At 38.6% G+C, this 20,210-nt stretch carries 24 protein-coding genes and 1 tRNA gene; 10 read left to right on the top strand and 15 right to left on the bottom strand.

What is annotated here, in order from left to right; genetic code table 11:
* Positions 1-30: 30 nt before the first annotated feature.
* From CJD36_RS12595 to CJD36_RS12555, 9 genes are all read right to left on the bottom strand, one after another.
* Positions 31-507, bottom strand: coding sequence for a hypothetical protein (locus tag CJD36_RS12595; RefSeq protein ID WP_105039529.1), 477 nt, complete (start codon positions 505-507; stop codon positions 31-33).
* Between the two features lie 191 nt (positions 508-698).
* Complete coding sequence (locus tag CJD36_RS12590; protein WP_161499298.1) at positions 699-2,183, bottom strand: M56 family metallopeptidase; 1,485 nt, start codon at positions 2,181-2,183, stop codon at positions 699-701.
* Positions 2,184-2,367: 184 nt separating this feature from the next.
* A complete protein-coding gene (locus CJD36_RS12585; protein ID WP_105039527.1) occupies positions 2,368-2,745 on the bottom strand; it encodes a BlaI/MecI/CopY family transcriptional regulator in 378 nt (125 codons plus the stop codon).
* Positions 2,746-2,901: 156 nt separating this feature from the next.
* Positions 2,902-3,432, bottom strand: a complete 531-nt coding sequence (locus CJD36_RS12580; protein ID WP_105039526.1) for a hypothetical protein — start codon at positions 3,430-3,432, stop codon at positions 2,902-2,904.
* Positions 3,433-3,511: 79 nt separating this feature from the next.
* Positions 3,512-4,126 carry a class I SAM-dependent methyltransferase gene (locus CJD36_RS12575; protein ID WP_105039525.1) on the bottom strand — a complete coding sequence of 205 codons (615 nt, stop codon included), beginning with the start codon at positions 4,124-4,126 and terminating at the stop codon, positions 3,512-3,514.
* Positions 4,127-4,312: 186 nt separating this feature from the next.
* On the bottom strand, positions 4,313-4,888 hold the full coding sequence (locus tag CJD36_RS12570; RefSeq protein ID WP_133162631.1) for a hypothetical protein: 576 nt from the start codon (positions 4,886-4,888) through the stop codon (positions 4,313-4,315).
* A gap of 139 nt (positions 4,889-5,027) precedes the next feature.
* Positions 5,028-6,212 carry a signal peptidase I gene (gene lepB / locus CJD36_RS12565; RefSeq protein WP_105039523.1) on the bottom strand — a complete coding sequence of 395 codons (1,185 nt, stop codon included), beginning with the start codon at positions 6,210-6,212 and terminating at the stop codon, positions 5,028-5,030.
* 294 nt (positions 6,213-6,506) lie between these two features.
* Positions 6,507-6,983, bottom strand: a complete 477-nt coding sequence (locus CJD36_RS12560; protein ID WP_105039522.1) for a peptidylprolyl isomerase — start codon at positions 6,981-6,983, stop codon at positions 6,507-6,509.
* A gap of 68 nt (positions 6,984-7,051) precedes the next feature.
* The gene (locus CJD36_RS12555) at positions 7,052-7,402 is read right to left on the bottom strand and encodes a four helix bundle protein (protein ID WP_105039521.1); all 351 of its coding nucleotides are present in this window, start codon (positions 7,400-7,402) and stop codon (positions 7,052-7,054) included.
* Positions 7,403-7,732: 330 nt separating this feature from the next.
* Between CJD36_RS12555 and CJD36_RS12550 the strand changes: the two genes are divergently transcribed.
* The 6 genes from CJD36_RS12550 to CJD36_RS12530 all read left to right on the top strand — a co-directional run bounded on the left by CJD36_RS12550 (position 7,733) and on the right by CJD36_RS12530 (position 12,610).
* Positions 7,733-8,776 (top strand): site-specific integrase, encoded by a 1,044-nt coding sequence (locus CJD36_RS12550; protein WP_105039520.1) that lies wholly within the window; start codon positions 7,733-7,735, stop codon positions 8,774-8,776.
* A 236-nt stretch (positions 8,777-9,012) separates the two neighbouring features.
* Positions 9,013-9,297, top strand: coding sequence for an excisionase family DNA-binding protein (locus CJD36_RS12545; RefSeq protein WP_105039519.1), 285 nt, complete (start codon positions 9,013-9,015; stop codon positions 9,295-9,297).
* A complete protein-coding gene (locus tag CJD36_RS12540; RefSeq protein WP_105039518.1) occupies positions 9,294-10,877 on the top strand; it encodes a DUF3987 domain-containing protein in 1,584 nt (527 codons plus the stop codon). The genes CJD36_RS12545 and CJD36_RS12540 overlap by 4 nt, the downstream gene beginning before the upstream one ends.
* A 669-nt stretch (positions 10,878-11,546) precedes the next feature.
* A complete protein-coding gene (locus CJD36_RS12535; protein ID WP_105039517.1) occupies positions 11,547-11,852 on the top strand; it encodes a hypothetical protein in 306 nt (101 codons plus the stop codon).
* 30 nt (positions 11,853-11,882) lie between these two features.
* On the top strand, positions 11,883-12,122 hold the full coding sequence (locus CJD36_RS23005; protein WP_133162630.1) for a hypothetical protein: 240 nt from the start codon (positions 11,883-11,885) through the stop codon (positions 12,120-12,122).
* Positions 12,123-12,130: 8 nt separating this feature from the next.
* Positions 12,131-12,610, top strand: a complete 480-nt coding sequence (locus CJD36_RS12530) for a hypothetical protein (RefSeq protein ID WP_105039516.1) — start codon at positions 12,131-12,133, stop codon at positions 12,608-12,610.
* Positions 12,611-12,613: 3 nt separating this feature from the next.
* On the opposite strand, the gene CJD36_RS12525 is transcribed toward CJD36_RS12530, so the two are convergent.
* The 5 genes from CJD36_RS12525 to CJD36_RS12505 form a co-directional block, all read right to left on the bottom strand.
* Positions 12,614-12,808, bottom strand: a complete 195-nt coding sequence (locus CJD36_RS12525; protein ID WP_105039515.1) for a hypothetical protein — start codon at positions 12,806-12,808, stop codon at positions 12,614-12,616.
* 32 nt (positions 12,809-12,840) lie between these two features.
* Positions 12,841-14,295: a DEAD/DEAH box helicase gene (locus CJD36_RS12520; RefSeq protein ID WP_105039514.1), complete on the bottom strand. Its 1,455-nt coding sequence runs from the start codon at positions 14,293-14,295 to the stop codon at positions 12,841-12,843.
* Between the two features lie 65 nt (positions 14,296-14,360).
* Entirely contained in the window at positions 14,361-14,774 is a 414-nt protein-coding gene (locus CJD36_RS12515) for a hypothetical protein (RefSeq protein WP_133162629.1), read from the bottom strand.
* Positions 14,765-17,290, bottom strand: a complete 2,526-nt coding sequence (locus tag CJD36_RS12510) for a hypothetical protein (protein WP_105039512.1) — start codon at positions 17,288-17,290, stop codon at positions 14,765-14,767. Before CJD36_RS12510 ends, CJD36_RS12515 begins: the two co-directional genes overlap by 10 nt.
* 74 nt (positions 17,291-17,364) lie before the next feature.
* The gene (locus CJD36_RS12505; protein ID WP_105039511.1) at positions 17,365-17,625 is read right to left on the bottom strand and encodes a helix-turn-helix domain-containing protein; all 261 of its coding nucleotides are present in this window, start codon (positions 17,623-17,625) and stop codon (positions 17,365-17,367) included.
* 90 nt (positions 17,626-17,715) lie between these two features.
* Here CJD36_RS12505 and CJD36_RS12500 point away from each other — a divergent pair, with 90 nt between their 5' ends.
* From CJD36_RS12500 to CJD36_RS12485, 4 genes are read left to right on the top strand one after another with little or no spacing between them, the layout of a single operon-like run.
* The gene (locus tag CJD36_RS12500) at positions 17,716-17,943 is read left to right on the top strand and encodes a hypothetical protein (protein WP_105039510.1); all 228 of its coding nucleotides are present in this window, start codon (positions 17,716-17,718) and stop codon (positions 17,941-17,943) included.
* Positions 17,930-18,655: a hypothetical protein gene (locus tag CJD36_RS12495; RefSeq protein ID WP_133162628.1), complete on the top strand. Its 726-nt coding sequence runs from the start codon at positions 17,930-17,932 to the stop codon at positions 18,653-18,655. The genes CJD36_RS12500 and CJD36_RS12495 overlap by 14 nt, the downstream gene beginning before the upstream one ends.
* A 43-nt stretch (positions 18,656-18,698) precedes the next feature.
* On the top strand, positions 18,699-19,151 hold the full coding sequence (locus CJD36_RS12490; protein ID WP_105039508.1) for a hypothetical protein: 453 nt from the start codon (positions 18,699-18,701) through the stop codon (positions 19,149-19,151).
* A complete protein-coding gene (locus CJD36_RS12485; RefSeq protein WP_105039507.1) occupies positions 19,129-19,614 on the top strand; it encodes a hypothetical protein in 486 nt (161 codons plus the stop codon). The genes CJD36_RS12490 and CJD36_RS12485 overlap by 23 nt, the downstream gene beginning before the upstream one ends.
* A gap of 464 nt (positions 19,615-20,078) precedes the next feature.
* Here the strand turns inward: CJD36_RS12485 and CJD36_RS12480 are convergent.
* Positions 20,079-20,162: transfer RNA gene (locus CJD36_RS12480), tRNA-Leu, on the bottom strand.
* Positions 20,163-20,210: the final 48 nt, after the last annotated feature.

Genomic DNA, 20,210 nt, shown 5'->3' with positions numbered 1-20,210 from the left:
CCTTTTCCAAATTGGAAACTCTTCACTTCCTTATTTAGGCTGAGTAGCCTTAATAGACAGCACATACTTATAAACAGCATCCTTCTGTGCACTTGTCAACATTGCCTTCTCACTCATATCATCTATTATCCCTCCCCATTCGCTGGTTGGTATAGGATAGATCGGTTTCGCATTATGGCAGTTGGTACAAGCACCCTGCGCATAGAGCACATATCCTTCCTTTAGTTTTTCCAGCTTTAATCCTTTGTATTGAGGCTCTATAGCTGCCAGTTCATCATTACCCGGCGCATAGATACCATCTGCGGGTTTTGAAAACAGGAACGGGCTGGCAGGACTACTGGCCGGCGCGTCAGGCGATTTGTCTGGTATAGGCTTTGCAGGCACACTTGTCACTGCAGGTGCTACTGGCGGCGCCGGTGGTGCTATTTTATGTTTCTTCTTACTTGCTGCACAAGCGGCAAATATAAACGTCACCATAGCAACCACTGCTATTTGCGATAGTTTCATCCCATTGATAATTTGAAGTTTGATCGAATAGCATTCGGACAACATTACTGTTAATGCATCCAAAGCTTGTTGAATGGTTCATGCTTAGTTGCATGCATTGGAATACGCTGGCACTGCCCGTTGTTATAGACGCAGCACTTTACGTCTATAACAACATGTGCAACATGAAACTATTGATAAATACTAAAGTACTAACAACCCTTCTTCTTCTTAGATGAGCTGTTGTCTACACAACCCGCGTTAAAGGTCATTGGCAGTATCAACTGTAAAAGGTTCGCATCAGGGTGCATTCTCTGGCGCTCTGTAAACGAATGCACCTGCACCTTTATAGTCTCCTGCTTTATCCCGTTCAGATACTTCACGGCTATGTTATCTGCGATCAGCTTTTCATCGATGTATAGCTTGTCTTGTATCTTCTCTAGCACAAAGCCCTTTACTTCGTTTACAAGTCCGGCATTAGTAAGGCGTCGCACCAGCACCGCGGTTTCCGACTCATCCGCATCTGGTGCATCGGCAGGAGTTGACGCCGGCACAACCGCAGGCACAGCCTTTACCGGCGCAATGGGTGCTACTGGCGCAACAGGCACCACTGCCTTTAGCGGTTTTTCAGGAGTAGCCGATTTGGCAACTACTTTGTTAGCCTTTGGCTTTTTCGGGCCGGCAATAGAGGGCGATATCCATACTATAGAACAGGTAATGGATACAATAATAAGAATGGCCGCAACCATTCTGCTGTAGCTAAATGGATTCTTTTTCATTTCAACAATGCGTTTAATTCGGTTATACAAATGGTTTGGCTCTCCCGTTGCAGCTACCGCTAGGGCTGTTGCACTTCCCGGGTGTATTGCCAGTGCAGCTAGTGCAGTAGCATAAGATAGCGACTCCCTTGTGTGGTCCAGCACCAGGTCATCACAGCAATGCTCCCTTTCCCGGCGGATAATGGCCGATATCATCCAGACAAAGGGATTGAAAAAAAGTATGGTCTCAACAACCGTTTGCAGGATGTTTACCAGGTAATCATAACGCTTTATATGAGCCAACTCATGCAATAGTATAGTCTCAAGCTGGTCTGTTGTAAGTTGCGCCATTGCTGCTGCTGGCATCAGTATCATCGGCTTAAAGAAACCCACCACCATTGGCACCTGGGCCTTTGCCGATACAAATAACTGTACAGCACCATCAAAGTGTATCCGGCTCTTTAACGAGCTAAGTATGTCGTTATATAGCGCATCCGGCTTTATCAGGCCGTTGTTCCGCAAAGAGAAGATCTGTACTACTCCGGCCGAAAGTCGCACCAGCATTAACGCCAGGCCTGTAAAGTAAAACACCGAAAGCCACGGCAGCATTCTTTTTACCGACAATAGCATAGCGCTGCTATTACTATAATGGTCAACATTTTGAATAGCAGTCAGCTGCTGTTGTATCGTTCCTGCACCAAATCCTCCGGAGACTATCAATTGCTCACGCAGTATAGCTAATGAATGATATTGCTGCCACCACGTGCTTGCAAACCAGCCCAGCAAAATGGTCAGTGCCGACAGCGATAAATGATACTTGATATTCGCCGCAAGTGTCGGCATCACCTTAAGCACCATCCACAACGTGGCAAACACCACCAAACCCTGTCCCAGCGCATATATCAGCGCCCACGATAATGATTGAATCCAGATAGCCATTGGTGACATTTTTAAGAATGAATAAATTAAACCTGTTTAAAATCCCCTCTTCTATTGCTTTACACGCCCTCAGCCCTTATCTGGGGATGGTTATTTTTATAAAGAAGCCAACCCTGCAAGAGCTCTACTCTTACTATTAGCTCACACTTTTTAGTTTTACCTTTTTAGTTTTAACTTAAGTCTGCTACTCTTTTGTCTTCTCTTTCAAATAGGCCTTTATCAACTCCACTTCTGCCTTGCTCGTTTTCTTATTACCCAGCGCCTGCATCACCATGTTCATAGCCGATCCGTTAAACACCGTATCTATCATCCTTTGCAAAAACTGACCCTGGGTCTGCTCCTTATTCACAAGCGCATTATATACGTGCGTCTTGCTCGATGCATCTCTGTTTACCAACTTCTTCTCCAGCATTACCTGCATCTGCTTCAGCGTGGTAGTATAGCCCGCATCCTTTGTCTGTGCCAGCTTTTCATGCACCTCCCTTACTGTTGCCGGCCCATCTGCCCACAGTATATTCAGTATCTCCATTTCCGCTTCCGTTGGCTTTATTATCTGCTCCATATTTTCATCTACGACACTAATCGTACTCAAATGTACGACAACTATCGTAATTGCAAAATTTTATTTATGCTTTAAGATTTCATTAAGGAAACCTACAAAAGAAAAGAGCGAAGGACATCAAGTCCTTCGCTCTTCAGTATCTATGATCTCTTACCACTACTCCGCAACCGAAAACGCAAATCCCTTCACATCAAATGCAAGAGAGATGTTTACCGGCTGACTCACAGTAAAGAAATACTCACCTGCTGTCAGCGGCTTTATAGGAGTTATACTGTACACGCCATCTTGTATCTTCTTAAAATTCAGCTTCACAGTTGGTATCGTTATATCCTTCGATCCCGACATGCCCACTTCACCGGTTATAATATTTCTGCTCTTCTTATCTACATCAAAAATGTATAGCGTAACAATACTTTCAGGGTCTACTCCCGGCTCTATCTTCACAATAAAATCATTGCCACTCTTCGGATCAAAAGTTACTGCAGCGTTTGTCCCATCCGCTTTCATAAACACAGTGCCCCTGCCAGGCTTACCTTTCATACCACGCGTCAGTGTAGTATTATCAAGATTTTCCACGGCATTGCCCTTGTGCAACATCACCTTATTCTTAAACTCAGGTATTGCATCCTGCGCTATAACTATCTGCGTGCTCATGGCAAACAGCAATCCTAATATCGTTTTCTTCATACAGAATTATTTTTCTAAAAGTAACCACACAATGGCTAAAAACAAAGAACACACCCGTGTGCTCATCCCAACAACCAGATCACTTCTTCCTCCCTACAAACCTTACTACAGCGCCTTTCCCATTATGATAAACACCCTCATTGAGCACCACTTCACTTTCTTCCAGCAACAGTACTTCATAGTTACCAAACCCTGTGGTGATATCATCAATTGAGTACAACATTTCCACATCTTTCGGTCCACCCACCTTAGGGTCTGCACTATTATACTGCACATGGCTCTTACTGAACGCTTCAAAAATTACAACCCCTCCCGGTCTCAGGCAAGTGTCCAGCTTTATATGGAACGCGACCTTTTTATCCCCATCCACATGCGCATAAATAAGACCAATGGCATCAAAGCGCTCCTTGTCAAAGTCAAGCACCTCAAGGTCACCTACTACATACTCAATAGACACCCCTCTTTCCTCAGCAAGCAACAATGCCTTCGCTTGCCCTTCCACACTCTGGTCAAAAGCAGTTACCTGCCATCCCTGCTCTGCTGCATACACACCATTCCTGCCTTCACCCTCCGCAGGCATCAATATTGCACCCGGAGTATACTTTCCAAGCCATTCCTTAAAGAACAGGTTAGGCTCCTTCCCATAAGCAAACTGCTCCTCCTTATACCGTTCGTCCCATTTATTAATACTCATATTAATAGTCGTTATTTAGTAAGATCAATACCACAAAGTTATCGGTTACATTTCATTGCACCGTTAAGTCAATATCATTGCGCCGTTAGGTGCAAAAGGTTTATAGCACGTCAGCCGGCCCATTAACCAGCAAGCCGTAGGTTCGCGCCCAATTATAGCTGTACTATATTTGACAGCAACCTGACCTTAGTTTCTTGATTTAATTACCTCTACGTGAATATACTCACAGGCAGCATCTGTCTTATATGGCCCAACACCAAAAACTTGCATAATTGAGTTGATATCAGTTCTGCTTATAGTATCAGTTGTGGCGTACCTGTATTCTGTGGGGAACTCAAGGTTTAGTTCCTCCTCAAATTTCATTCTGTTACCAAAGTTTTGTACTATCCTGAGATCCCCAAGATGTGGCATGTACACCTGATGTATAGACCGAAGCAATGTTCCATTTTCAAATAACGCCACTCTGGCATCTGCGCTTGTTGTCTGCTTATACAAGAACAATACACGCGTACTAAATCGCTCCGATATACGTCTGTATATCTCATCCAGTTCATAGAGTTCATCCATGTCAATAGACACCTCTACCCACCTCGGCTCTGTCAATTGCCGAAACAGGAAAAGTCTGTTACCCGCTTCATAATACTGCATTTCATTGGGCTCTGCAATCACCTCTCTCCTACCAAAACAGTAAAACCCTTCCATAAAGGAAATGATCTCCTGCACATCAACATCCTCTATATAAACATATTCATACGTTGCCATAAAAATCATGTAGACTTAAATATACAGTATTCTCTTTTCTCTTCACTGGTCGAAGCGTCCCGCTTCGTCCTACACCATGCAAGCGTCCCGCTTGCGACAAAAAAACGGAGCAACACCCGTTGCTCCGCTCCAAACTTCATTATCGTTCCAGTGCATGCATCCCTCTGAACAATCGACTCCAGCGTATATCCTTAAGCGCATTATCGCCATAGCTGAACCACACAAACCATGCCTTCCCTACAATATGGTCTTCAGGAACAAAACCCCAATAACGCGAATCAAGAGAATTGTCCCGGTTATCGCCCATCATCCAGTAGTAATCCATCTTAAAGGTATACGTTGTCGATGCAACGCCATTGATAATAAACTTGCCGTCTTTTACCTCCAGCGTATTGCCTTCATATTTGGTAATGAGCCTGCTGTATAACGCTATGTTTTGCTTCGTCAGCGCAACAGTGCTGCCGGCCTTGGGAATAGTGAGCGGACCGTAGTTATCCCTGTTCCATTTATAATTGGTTGTATCCAGCGGAAACACCCACTCTCCCGGCTCAGAAGGTGCTACACCGGCGGCATCTTTAAGATATAGGTTCACAGAAGCTACGTGCGGGGCTTTCTTAACCATGGCCACCTGCTCATTTTGCAGATTGTACGCATACATGCCATTACCCAATTGCTGCACCAGTTCAAGGTCATCATCTATTGCAGGTGCTGCACCATTGGTACTCTTTACAATGTAGTTGAGTTTTGAATGTGGTAAGAGTTTGGTGGCAATACCGTTTAGATATACCACAGTATTCTTAATTTCCAGTACATCACCAGGCAGCGCCACACATCGTTTTATCAGATTTTCCTTCTTATCCACAGGTCGGGAAACCACAGTGTATTTATTCCTTATTGCCTCAGCCCCATACGCTCGGCAAGCCTGGTAATAATCCATATCAGGCTGTTCAGCCATGGCGCTATCCCCTGATGGTCCATTAAAGACAACAATATCATTACGTTCTACCTGGCTATAACCCGGTATGCGGTGATACTTCCATTGTACTGCCTCGGTATAAGATTTACCACCTGTCAATGGCATCGTGTTATGTACCAGTGGCACAGCCAGCGGGGTCATGGGTATACGCGGTCCATAGGCCATCTTACTTACAAACAGGTAATCATGGATCAGCAATGACCCCTCCATCGAACCCGATGGTATCGTGTATGCCTCACACGAAAAAGTACGGATAAGAGATGCCACTACAACCGCAAACACTGCAGCGTTTATCCATTCTCTTGCAGGTGATTTCTTCTTCTTGTTTTCAGATATAGTCTTAGCCATGTGTGTAGATTATGACTAAAACTAATTATTAATTTGCCTGGCAGTGCGCGCAAATTGTAGTTTAAGTGAATATTTAACAAATGCCGGTGTCACTATAATAGCTACTCACTTTTAACCAACTACCAAACAAAAAAACGGAGCAACCTCACGATTGCTCTGCTCTCAATTTTATTATTCCTTCACTGGTCGAAGCGTCCCGCTTCGTCCTACACCATGCAAGCGTCCCGCTTGCGACAAAAAAGCGAAGCAACCACCGTTGCTTCGCTCTATAAAAATATCACCTTTGATTACTTATTACTCAAACACAACCGATTCAATAACAACCGACTCTATTGGCTGATCGCTGCTCGTTGTTGGCACTGAGCTAATAGTATCTACTACTTCCATACCCTTTACAACCCTGCCAAATACAGTATGCTTAGGGTCAAGGAAACGGTTGTTGGCAGTATTAATGAAAAACTGACTGCCGTTAGTGTTGCGTCCTGAATTGGCCATTGATATCGTACCAATTTCATTACTGTTTTCCGGACCTATTTCATCGTCAAACTTGTAACCTGGACCGCCTGTACCCCACATGTGCTTCTTGGCATCTTCTTTCGTCAGTGGGTCTCCACCCTGTATCATAAAACTCCTTATTATGCGATGGAATTTAACCCCATCATAAAAACCCGACTTTGCCAATTTTACAAAGTTCTCAACCGTATTAGGAGTTAGTTCTGCAAAGAACTCAATTACTATATCCCCTTTGTTTGTTTTTAATGTGCCTTGCATGTTGTTACTATTTTATACTATGAAGTTATGTGTTTCTATCTCTAACTTGCTTTTAACTCAGTTCTACGCTAGTTTTCCAGATTTCTAATCATTGCAAATAGCATTTTAGACATTTCTTCAGCAGTAGCGTACAAAGTAGTAAATTCTTCTGGTGATAATTGTCCATTGTCTTTAAGAATATCAAATACGGCAACACATTCGAACACTGACCCTCTTGCTATTACGCAGAAGTTCCTTCTGTCGGGTTTGCTAAAGCGGCTGGTACCCTCTGCAATATTCAGTACTATACTTAATGAGGCTCGTCGTAACTGATTCTTCGTTACTCCATCTAAAGTTTCAATTCTGAGGACTGACCTATTTACGGCCGCATTAAACGCTTTGGCCTTTTTGTAAACTTCTAGATTTTCAAAATCAAACATGGCAAAGAGAGAAATTATTAGATCGATAGTGATGAAGTAGTGTGAGTGCGGGTTTGAGTAATAAAGAAAAGGTCAAAGTGAGGGGGTTCGCTCTCGCTCACACACTCACTCTGACCTTTGTGCCCAGGACTGCAACTTTCGGGGAATACTAACTAACCGTAAATCTCTAACAGCATATACAAAAAGGTCAAAATTATTTTTCTTTTCTTTTACCCCATTTTACCTTATTCTACTCCAAAGTGGGTACAAAATGGGTACACATATTACGATTAGAATCTTTTATAGTCAAAGCGTTATTTATAGGGATTGCTAACTAAAAAATAATAGCTAATGATCCACGTAATTAAGAAAGAAAGAAAAGGGAAAAAGGGCATTGCTCTTTGTTTTGATTATCGAGTAAACGGTGTTCGTTATGTAGAATCGACAGACTTACATCTTTACTATGCAACAGATGACGCAACTAAGCAACTAAATAAAGACACTCTAATGCGGTTTGAAATACGTCGCAATAAGTTAGAAGCAAAATTACTGCAAGGCTATATTCCACTTCCTGCCAACAGGCAAAAAACTGATTTTTTCAAATATTTCGAAGAGCACTTTATAACGTATCCAACACGCGAGCGTCGTGCGGTATCAGTTCTGAAAAAATTAAAAGCCTTCCATAAAAAAGAGCAGTTGCCCATTACATCCATTGACGAAAGTTTTTTAGAAAAATTTAAAAGCTTTTTAGAAAATCATCTTACAGGCGAAACGCCACACAACTATTTCAAGCTACTAAGTAGAGTATTACATTATGCAACAAAAGATAGGCTGTTCGATACCAACCCAGCGGCAGACATTAAAATAAAACGGCTGGAAGGAATAACCAAAAATGTTCTCACAATGGACGAGTTAAGATTGCTAACAGATTTCGAGTGTAGCAATGATGGTGTGAAGCGAGCGTTTCTGTTTTGTTGCTTTACGGGGCTGCGTTATTGTGATGTATCTCGGCTACAGTGGCAGCACATTAGCGATGGAAAGCTAACTATGGTACAAGCGAAGACAAAATTTAAGGTTGAGTTTGATCTCCATGATAATGCATTGTTCTTTATGGGCATAGCTCGTGATCCACAACAACTAATTTTTGATTTGCCAACCACACTTAATGGATGCAACAAAGTACTGAAGGGATGGGTATTAAAGGCTGGTATTGATAAGAAAATAACATGGCACTGCGGCAGGCATACGATGGCTTGCCTACTCATTGCTCTCGGTGTGAATGACACTGCTATATCTAAAGTCTTGGGGCAAACATCGACAAAACATTTGCGCAACTACACCAAGCGTGCAGATTTCAATTTAAAAAGTGCTATCTCCAAAATTCCGCTTTTGTAAGGCAAGATTTTAAAAATCTGGAAGTGAGTAAAGTACTAAAAATAGGTGCTTTACTCACTTTTTATTAATGTGAAAAAATAATCAAATTGAACAATAAAAATAGTCAAGTTAAAAAGTATAAACACTGGCAGGTGAAATCAATCGATTAGGAATACAACATTTGAACATATCAAATGAAAATTAATGCTCAAAATTTTTGAGGGGCAAAGCGTTATTGTGTAGGTAAACAATATAAAATGACTGAAAAAATTCGCGAAAAAATCGACCAAAATAGGGAGCTCGTCCCCATGTCGATAAAGGAAGTGTCTGTTTACACAAACCTTACAGTAAAGTATTTATACAAGCTGGTGCATTACAAAAAAATCCCTGTACACCGATCTGCTATTGGCAGCAAGCTGCGTTTTGAGAAATCTGAAATTGATGAGTGGATGTTCAGCCGCACTCAACTGACGTGGGCGCAGATTGAAGAGTCGATGAAAGCATCAAATTTTGTTAACCTCCCTAAAAACAAGAAAAAATGATACAAGCAACTTATAAAACTGATGCAGAGAGAATGGAAGAAAAAAACATTGCCAAAGCCCTTCGATTAAGGGAAGCACTAAAAGAGAAACCTTACCTGCCTTTTGAAGAAGATGACTATCCAGCAAACCCAGACATACTGGAAAATGTAGAGGCAAACCAAATAATCTTCGATGAAGAATTGATTCCCGAGAATCAGTTAGAAGCGTACAAAGAATCACGGCGTAATAGCAAAAATTTACAATTAGAGGACCATTTAAATCAGTACAGCAATCCTTTTCCCATAGAGGTATTTCCTGATCCTATTAGGAGACACATCAATGACGTAAGCAACACCTTAAACTTTCCAAAGGAATATTATGCAGCAGGCATATTATCGGCTGTTGCCGGAGCTATTCGTAACAATTTCCAGATTTTATTTAAAGGCAAACTCAAATCTACTGCCATATTGAGCATGCTAATTGTTGGGCGTTCGAGCATCAATAAATCGGGTCCACTGGAAAGAGCTTTATCTCCATTATTTGCACAGGAGCTGGCATACGAACGAGAATACAAAATAGCTTATACGGAATATAAAAAACTAAAGCATGAAGGGAACGAAAATTTGATTGAACCTACCTGCAAAAGGTGTATGATAAACGACGCTACGATGGAAGCTATAAAAGACGTCCTTGTCGAGAATAAAGCTGGTCTGACCCTTTATGCAGATGAATATTTATCATTTTTAAATTCAATGAATAAATACCGTGGTGGAGCTGGAGATGACATGCAAACCCACCTTACAATGTGGAGCGGGAAACCAATAAAAGTAGACAGAAAGAAGAAATCGAGTCCTTGGATTCTACAACCATTTTTAAACAATGCGGGAACTATTCAAACAGACGTGTTAATAAAATTCATCTCAAATTTAAACGACAATAATGGCTATTTGGATCGGTTGCTATTCGCAACCACGGATACCGTACCCCAGCGAAAATGGAATGGCTTGATGCCAAATGACAAACTTGAAGAACAGTATCATGCAATTATAAAGAACATCATAAACGTACCTTCTCGGTATAACAAAGACGGCGAAATTAACCCCCATATATTGAATTTTACAAAAGATGCCTTTCAGGAACTAATACGGTGGCAGAATGAAAATTCAGACTACTGCAATAGCTTGAACGACCAGCAAATGATAGGGATATACAACAAACTGGAGTTGTATCTACTACGTTTTATTATAATAGTGGCAATGCTTGACTATGCATATAAGCATGTTAAAATACTCATGAAAGATGATATGCAAATCATTGTAACAAAACAACACGTCATTGATGCCATAAGCATTACTGAATATTTTAGAAATAGAGCAAACAGGATTATGGGATTAGTGCCGAAGAAAGTATCTATTAAGCATTACGACCCAAGGTTTGAAAAATTTCACAATAAGCTGCCAGCTATATTTACAACTCGGGATGCGCTAAAAGTTGGAAGATTGCTGGGGTTATCAGAAAGAACTGTTTACTACTATCTGAAATGCGATTTAATCAAATGCGTCGAAAAAGGGCAGTATGAACGATGCTATGAACAACAGTGACCTCTTATGCTAATTAATAGCTTGCAGTCTTGCAGTTAGTCTGGAATCCTTTACTGTAAAGGGAAACGCCCCTACTGCAAGACTGCAAGCTGCATATTTAATTATAGTAAAAAGTGGCGCGAAAAATACGTGGCAACATCGAAAAATCAAAAATATATTTCTGCACCATGGTTAATAAATAATAGGAATTGAATCTCTGTTAAGACCCTTGGATTTGCTATCTTTGTTCTGTTATATAGCGAGCGAATAAGAGAACTACAAACCTCTTTCAAGTTTTAACTCTTTATAGCAATAGCAGGTGAGAAAACCATTAGCCGTAGTCAATTGCACTCCGATAGCTACGTTGGAATTTTTACCTGCTTTTTCTTTGCCCGAATTAAGCCTACTTAACGACGTTAGCACTCTCCATCCCTATACTACTGCCAAAATAATATTAGAAGGTCGATTATGAGCCTTAAATTCTCTAATACGACTGGTAAAAATTCAACGGTACAATGAAAATATCTCAACCCGAAAATTTAAGGCATTTTGTCATATAAATTCCAACTTCATAAGCGATTTGTTAATAAACTGCCAAAATGGACATATGTAATTAGTCAAAAAGTCCAATTGATCACTCGGCATTAATATTGCAATTTGTTATTGTCTATTAATAAAAGACAGAGAGTCATGAATACACTAATCACTTACGACATAGTTGAAAATATACATAAGGAAGCTAAGCAAACTCAAGTGAAAGAAACTATGAAAGCGAATGGCTATCTTGATCACTTTACAAAAAGTGGGGACAGTACTAATGCGGTTCATTACTTACCTAACACGTCACTTGTGAAAATAGATACTACACCTGAGCAAGCTAAAATAGATTTAGACGCAGCAGTAAAAAAACACGGTGCGACATTGGAAAGATGTTTTGCAGTAGGTTTTGAACAAGGAAAGTATGTAGCTATCCCAGGCAAAGCGTATGCTAAATGATATATTTTAGAAACTCCCAAAAAAAATGTTATGTCAACCAGAATAAACTATAAAGTCGTTTGTGAATGCGGCCATATTGGTGAAATATCCATTAAAGAAAATGACCAGCCCTATTCGTCGAATTGGGAACAATATTCACTACAAGATTTAAAAGGAGAATCATTTTCAACAACTCAAAATTTAGGGTGGAATGAAGTATTTGTGAAAATGAATATTACTTGTCCAAAATGTGGCAAAGCACTAACCGAGCAAAATTTGCCTAAAAAATAATCGCTAAAATGATTACAAAGGAAGTACTAATAAATGCCGTGCAAGCGGTTCTATTGACTGTTCCCAGTAAACCATTTTTATGTTTACCTATGTCGGCTACATTGTATGCAAAACTAAAAAATGAACATAATGTCGATGCTAAACTTGTAACTGGCAACCTCTCTTATAAAGAACAAATAATTTTCCAACAGGACTTTAGCATTTCAGAAGTGCGAGATAATATACTCCAATTGTGGGCTGGACATGCATGGGTAGAAGTTGATGGATTAATATGCGATTTATCACTACCCAGAACACTATATGCAAATGAATTTACAAAATCTTGTAAAAAAGAACTTGTACAAAGGCTTGGAGAAGGTAGGGGTTGCGTGGTAGCTTCCCAAAGTGTTATGCACGTCGCTTTTGGGCTATCATACAGCCCGATAGATTATTTACAGGACAGCATTGCGACAGCAATTATTAAAGGCTCTGAACAGCTATTTTATTAATGCCTAATAAAGAAGCTTGCCTGTCACATTATGAATAGCCTTTGCTAATTTGTGTTTTTTAATAAATGCTTTGCTATAAGGCAATTTGGTCGTTGGGTCAGCGTCTTCTTCAAGTAACTCTGCTATAATTGCATCATCTGTATTTGTATCAATCAATATTTGCTCTTCTGTTTTCCGTGTGATATCGTTTTGTGTCATTATAGTCTACAGAGCAAAAATAAATGTAAATATCACTTTCTAAAAATAATTAGATTCCTTTCAGCTAATTCTTTTTTACGCCAGTGCCAATATGATGGGTGATATTTGTACGCATCCTCAACTTCCTTAGATGTGTTATGCCTGTCAAGTCTTTTTTGTATATAGGTGAATTCTTCTTCCGTAATAATCACTCCCTTCTTCTCTAAATTAGTCATGTATCTCAAATATGCAGAAACTAACTTGTGCTTTTTTTCTATCGCAGTTATCAAGTGGGCTTCAAAATCCAATAAGCGTTCAAATTCTTCAGTAAGCGAATAAAGTTCTAATCCTTGCACCTCCATCGGCCTATTCCTTGAAATTATTCTAATTATGCCGTCATTATCAATTCCAATCTCTCTATTTTCATCATTACTTTTTTTGTTTTTTGCCCTTCCTTTTAGTGACCATTGTCTTTCAATATTGGTAAGTCCATGTTCAAGCCATAAGCTTGCATTATCCAAAACAAGTCCTTGCGTTTTATTTTTTGCCGTACGCATAACTCGCCCAACCATTTGAAGATATAAGGATAGTGATTTGGTAGGACGTGCTAACTGAATTGCTTCACATTCTGGAAAGTCGAAACCTTCGGTAATAATTTCAACATTACTGATGACTTGTATTTTCTTCTCTTTAAAATCCAATAATATTTTCTTTCTCTCTTCTGTTGGAGTCTTCGCATCAATGTGGACAGCAACAACACCAGCCGCCTTATATCGTTCCACAATTTCTTTACTATGCTCAACATCAACAGCAAAAACTATTGTAGATTTTCCATTTGCTTTCTGCAGATAACTATCAATTAGGTTAGTCATTACAGAATTATCCATCATTACTTGGGAGAGCACTTTTGTAACATAATCTCCTTGTCGTTCTTTCACTCCTGCCAAATCAGGGCTTCCCCCAACAAAATGAGAAACAGGAACCAGATACCCTTGCTTGATAAATTCTTGCACTGACATAGAAACAATTAAATCATCAAAGCAATCATCAAACCCTTCCCCACTAAGACGAACAGGCGTTGCAGTTACGCCTAAAAATTTTGCGTCAGGATAAATAGCCCATAGCTTAGTATAGCTTTCTGCTTTTGCATGGTGGCATTCGTCTATAACAATAAGGTTAGCTTCAGGGTATTCTCTATTAAGTAGTGTTTGCACACTGGCTACTTGCACAATGCATGAAGGATCGGCAGGCTTACCCGAAATTATGTAGCCAACCTTTACATTCATTTCTTGTAATTTGGAACCAATTTGCTCCACAAGTTCAATCCTATGGACAACTATCAGAACTTTTCGATTTTGTTCATAACCACGTTTTACAATTTCTGAGAACAATACCGTTTTGCCCGTTCCAGTGGGCATTTGGAATAAAACGCTTCTATTATTATTTCTCCAAGAATCAAATATTCTATTAATTCCTTGCACTTGGTAAGGTCTCAATTCATTGCCCATAGTATGTAATAGTGTGTTACATAGCGGAATGCAATATTGATGCCAAATATTTAACCTATATTAATTTAAGAGAAGATAAGAATGTCTTTACCATCTTCAAAGAAGTTATATTTTTCTTTTATCAGTTGTAAAATGGCTTTGCCGTTGGGTATTTCAGATTTGTATGTTAGACCAAATGCAGGCAAAAAAGTAATCGGCATCATTATATTCAATTCCTGAAGTAAGCGTTCCTCATTCAATATTTCTTCAGGTATAAGTTCGTACCAATTCTTTTCATCTTCTTTAAATTTTTCATCCGCTATGTCTTTTACTTCGTCGATAGAGCTACATCGAGAATAATAGGATTGTAGTTTATGGTTTATAACTACCATTGTAATAGCATGTAAAATATGCCAGTCCAGCCACCCTTCTTGCCTAATGGTGTTTACAGTATGAATAAACGTTGAAGACTTGTTTAATAAAGGGAGTGTTATAGACAAATTTTTTTAAAAACAGTAATACGTGTTTCGATGTTTTTCAGGGATTTTTTTTTGTTGTAATTAGGCGCAATTGAATTATCCCAAGGTAGTTTATCATTAGAACGTATTGAGAAACCATCCTTGTATATGTCATTCCTAAGAGTAGTTCTGTTCTGCGAATTAAATTCTGTCTTAGAAACAAAATTATGGTACAAGTCTGCATAGTGCCTGCCAAATATTAGTTTATTAATTATTCCATTTTCTCCCTTTAGTCTCTCTCCTATCAATCTTATATATTGCTCTCCAGGCAGTAATGAAACATCGTATATTATAGCTTGAGCAACAACTAAACTTTCAAATTGATGGTGTTCTAATTCCTTTTTCGTATCACCGTTATAGGGAGGTAGCATAATATCCCAAGTAATTTCATCGTCATTTCCCGAATTTTTATACGATGGTTTAGCAGCTGTAGATAATGATATGTTTATCCTCACATTTGTGGAAAGTAGGCATATCCCCAAATCCTTTATATCAACTATCAGAATTTGAAATTTAGAAATGAACTCCTCCGCAACACTATTAGTTTCATAATCGTTATTAAAATGAAACTGCCAATTCGAACCTAAAGCATTAAACCCAATTGTTCTTATCTCTCCGAGGTCGTTAAATATATTACCATATAGCTGCTTACTTGCAGTGTCCAAAATGTCTTCTCTTTTTATTTTAGGCATCTTTACACTCAACTCATCTATTTCATTTTTTATGTCTTCCCAGTTACTGTATCTCTTATCAAGCAGTGGCAGAATGTTAGGGAAAAGTGCTATTGAAACATTTTTAATTATCGCAGGGTAGTAGATTATTTTATGCACATCGTCATGATTATATACAGTAAAGTCCTTTGTCATAGCATAATGTGTGGCAATAAGTCCATCCAAAAGATTAATATAATTTAACCAAGAACCTGTCTTATACTCATTCTCACAAGCCAGAGATAATCCCTCTAAAAAGTAAGTATAGCACTCTATCATATTGTCCTTCATAGATAAATACGACGCAATTAACGCATAGTACTTTGAGGCGTAGAAAAGATTCAATTTCTGATAAGCCTTAGCCAAAAGTAAACATGCTTGTATACTTTCTTGAATTGACTCCTCGTTAAACCATTTAATTTTCAATTCATGCAAACAATCAATTGCCTTAAAAAGCTCATTATTATTCAAATAAGTTATAGCTCTGGTTTTGAGCTTATCAGCAACAATATTTCGTCCACCTTGCTTGGCTAATAGTGTATCAATTTTGCCAGCTATTTTCTCTAATTCAGATGCGTCAATTTTATTACGGAGTAGTATCTCTATAAATTCATTTATTCTGTTTGCAAGCGCACTAATTCCGTAAAAGTGCGTACGTGGTAATAACTTAATAACGCTATTCATCCTGTTTGCAAACATCTGCACACGAGTGTTAGCATCAGAGAGTACATCATGGAATATAAGATTTGCATGAATATCTATTAATGCAACTTTTATATCAATATTTTGTGTAGTGTTTATTTTGGTGAGTAATAGCTTTTCAAATTTATTCGCAATAGATTTAAAATATTCTATAGATACATTATGTCTGTTCTTCAGACAAGAAACGGTGCAAAATGACAATAACAATTGCGCATCGGTTAATTCCGCAATAGAATCACATTCTTCAAAATCCGAAAAGTAATTTTCGATATTTGTTTCTTGTCCAGAAACATTATCTAAGCCAATTAATGATGCAACAAATTTTTCATAAATAGCTTTTCTGATTAAAAACCTATTTGTGTCATGCGTATTTATAAAAATATCGAGTTTAGGCAACCAAAACAGTAAATCTTTTTTTAGGTCGTTGTTTTTATAAATGTGTCTTACCGCTCCCTTAATCTCACAAAATTCCCCGATAGTATCTATCCTGTTACTACCTTCTTTATATTCTTTCAATAATTCTGCATACCAATCTTCTGAAACAACTGGGTATGCTTCAGAAGGCATTTTCAAATATTGTATTGCTATCCAAAACAAATCCCCATCTGCAAGGTGCTGTGAAAGTGTTTGAGCATCTATAATTTGTAATTCAACACCAAAGACACTCTTAACTTCATTTTCGGACTTGTGCCGCTTAGCTACCGGAATGTCTTCCCCGCTAAAAAAATATATGCGCTCAACCTTACTTCCAGATTTTAGAATTGATTGAACATCTTGATATATTTTACCCTTTTTCCTTGCAGGGTCTTTTTCTAAAGAACATGCAAACGCCACTGGGTAAACCGAAAAATTGCCAATGAACAAAGAGTTTGCAATTGGTAAAATTGATACGTAGGAATGAAATGTTTCAAAATCCCTGCCTTGGTCTCCACCTGCTTGAACAGGACCAGTTGCAGGTAAAATGTTAGTATGTATTCGTTTTCTGGAAAAGTATAAACAGATTTTTTCGAAATCTGCTTGACCGTTTTTGGCTGAAAGTTGCGCAATATTAAATCGAATTTGTTGTTGTAGTTCGTCGGGGAGCATCGTTATTATAGGTTAATACCTACAAGATAGAATATTTATTGCAACCACAATTAAACTCAAACGTACCTATGCAGCTATTTATCCCAGCTACTTTCAACAATTGGATCAGCAGGTAATAAGTCATGAACTGAACACCCTAAGTCGTATGCAAGGCGATTTAGATGATCTACGCTATATGCACTCCTACTACTCGGAGTTTCGACTTGACCGATAAACCCACGTGTAACATCAAGAATGGTTGCGAGGTCGCTTTGAGAAAGACCCTTTGCACGGCGAATTTCAGCAACTTTGTCAGCTACTGCAATTTCAAAAAATGATTTCTTCGCCTTACCCATTTCATAGCAAAGAAGCGAATACTAAAATTTATCTTGCTTAGCAATGCTAAGCATTTTATATTGTGTAAGATTTTAAACATAAATCAGGATATGGAATTAATAATCATCCCCCTATGGCTTGTTGTAAGCGTAGTAATTGGTGTTGCTGGTACTAAAAGAGAAATTGGGTTTTTGGGTGCGCTATTCGCATCATTACTGCTCTCTCCGTTGTGTGGTCTTATCCTTACAGCATTTTCAAAAGATATCGCAAACGAAAAATTTAAGAAGCAAATACTTTCTCTCTTACAACAAAAAAACATAAATTATGATGACCTCTAAACAGGCAGAACAGGTATTACGTGCTGTTTATGAGAAGTACAGCCCTGAAAGATTAACCACAATACCAGACTTAATATTAAAATACAAAGGAAATGAAGTAGAACTGATAAGGAGCGTATTCGATAAGTACAAAGTAAGGGATGGCGACAAGCAAATTTTTTTAACTGCACAGCCTATTGGGGACTCTAATATTAAAAATAAAGAAGTGCCAGTAAAAAGAATACCTACAATCATTATTGCTGTGGGGGTTATTTTCCTGATAGCTGGTGGTGCATATTATATGATAAAAGGTTCTGCTAACGCAAAGGTTCAAACAGCTGATACCGCTAATTATACCATTATACCAGCACCCTCTTTAAATTCCACCAAAACAGTCGATAATAGCGATAATGCAGATGGACAATGGAACTCCTTCCTTGTAGACTTTAAGGATGCGGTAAATTCAAAAAACATAGCCAAAATAAGCAGCTTAACATCACCAAATTTCTCTGATGGTGGCGGTGGGGAAACAATTAAAGAATGGCTTAATAATCTCGTATTTGTTAACGACACAACCTTACAGGACTTCAAGAAAACATTGAATGGCAAAATGAAAAATGAGGAATGGCAAAAGGGGCATGTTGGAAGGGTTACTGGTAAAGGTGAATATGGTGATTTGTATTTTGAATATGAAAATTTCCAGTGGCGGTTTGGCGGTGTAATAGGTGATTAATTATAGCAAATCTTTTACTTAAATCAAGTTTAAATAAACCACAATGAAATCCATTAAACAAGCAGCGATATTCTGTGCTCTATTATTAGCGTCATGCAAAAATGATGCGGGTGATATCAAGATATTAGCAGAGAAATTCGTTACATTTTGTGAACTCAAAAATGTTGCAGCGGGCAATAATTCGTTTTATGCCGTAAACTATAATATTCCAGAAAACAATAACAATGAAGTAGAAGTGTCGGTCAATTTAAAAGACACATCAAGCCACGCAGTTAAACGAGGTGAAACTGAGGGCATCCTATATTTGAAAATAAAAAAATTTGAAGGAAAGGGCTGGGCTGTATACTCAGTTGATTTAAAAAATGGTGAATACATAACCAAGCCGCCAACATGGAATAATCTACCAGTACCTTTTACAGCAGAAAACTTAGACCTACTAATTAAGCAGGCAGATAGTGCTAAAATCATAAAAGATGAATCAGCACAAAAGCAATAATGATATACGCTATAAATTCTACCAACATTTAAACGCAAGTGAAGATTTGGTAAAAGGAGGTTGGATATTGCATAACATGGCTTCGGGGAATACCGACAGATACGATGATTATAAGCGTTGCCGTACAATAGATACACGTTACGGACGCATAATGCAATTGACAACTGAATTACAACCGTCCTATCAACCCAAATACGAAAACTGGTATAGTCTTCATTTCCCAATGCTACACGTTGATATTTTAAATGAATACAATGGAAGTATGCTGTATGATGATTTGCCCAATGGTATAAGGCAAGTTTGCAACATAGCTGAAAAGCACTTACTTATGGATCAGATATTTGAAGACTGGGTTTATAAACAAAAAGGTAGGTTTAAAAATGAGTGGGATATTTTTACATACCTTGAACAAAATAGAATGCTACTTGAATTTAATGGGAAGACTATTTGCAATAGCCTGTAAATTAAGGTCAAATAACGACTTAAAGTGTTTAAGCGACAACTATACCAGCAACAACACAAAAGCTATTCTTAATGAGGCTAAAACTCCTGCTATATATGGTTGCAAACATCCTACTGGAACTTACAAGTAGGTTTACTTTTGCAAACTACTGCCATTGATTACACGATAGCCCATAAATGCACACTCAATCGTGCATATTCCAGCATAATTGCCAATGTGGAAAATCACGCAAAGCCAAATAATCAAAATATTTGATACTATGTCATGTAAAATCTGGGTACACGTTGTAAGTTTGTAGTAAGCCTTATAAACAGTTCTTTGAAGATAAATTTTAATCGAAATCTACTAAAGTAGAAACAGGTAAAAAGGAGTATAAAAAAGGAGATTGGGTACAATTCAGGTACACGTTCAAACAAAAAACCCCTGAAACGCTTTGTTTACAGGGGTTTAAAGATTTAGTGTTGTGCCCAGGACTGGATTCGAACCAGCACATCGTTACCGACGCTGCGACCTGAACACAGTGCGTCTACCAATTTCGCCACCTGGGCAGTTATGATATTGTTACCTTGACTTTGTGTTTCAGGGAGTGCAAATAT

It is taken from the genome of Flavipsychrobacter stenotrophus (genome assembly GCF_002954265.1).
Classification (GTDB): Bacteria; Bacteroidota; Bacteroidia; order Chitinophagales; family Chitinophagaceae; genus Flavipsychrobacter; species Flavipsychrobacter stenotrophus.
This window is presented reverse-complemented; position numbering and strand designations above follow the sequence as displayed.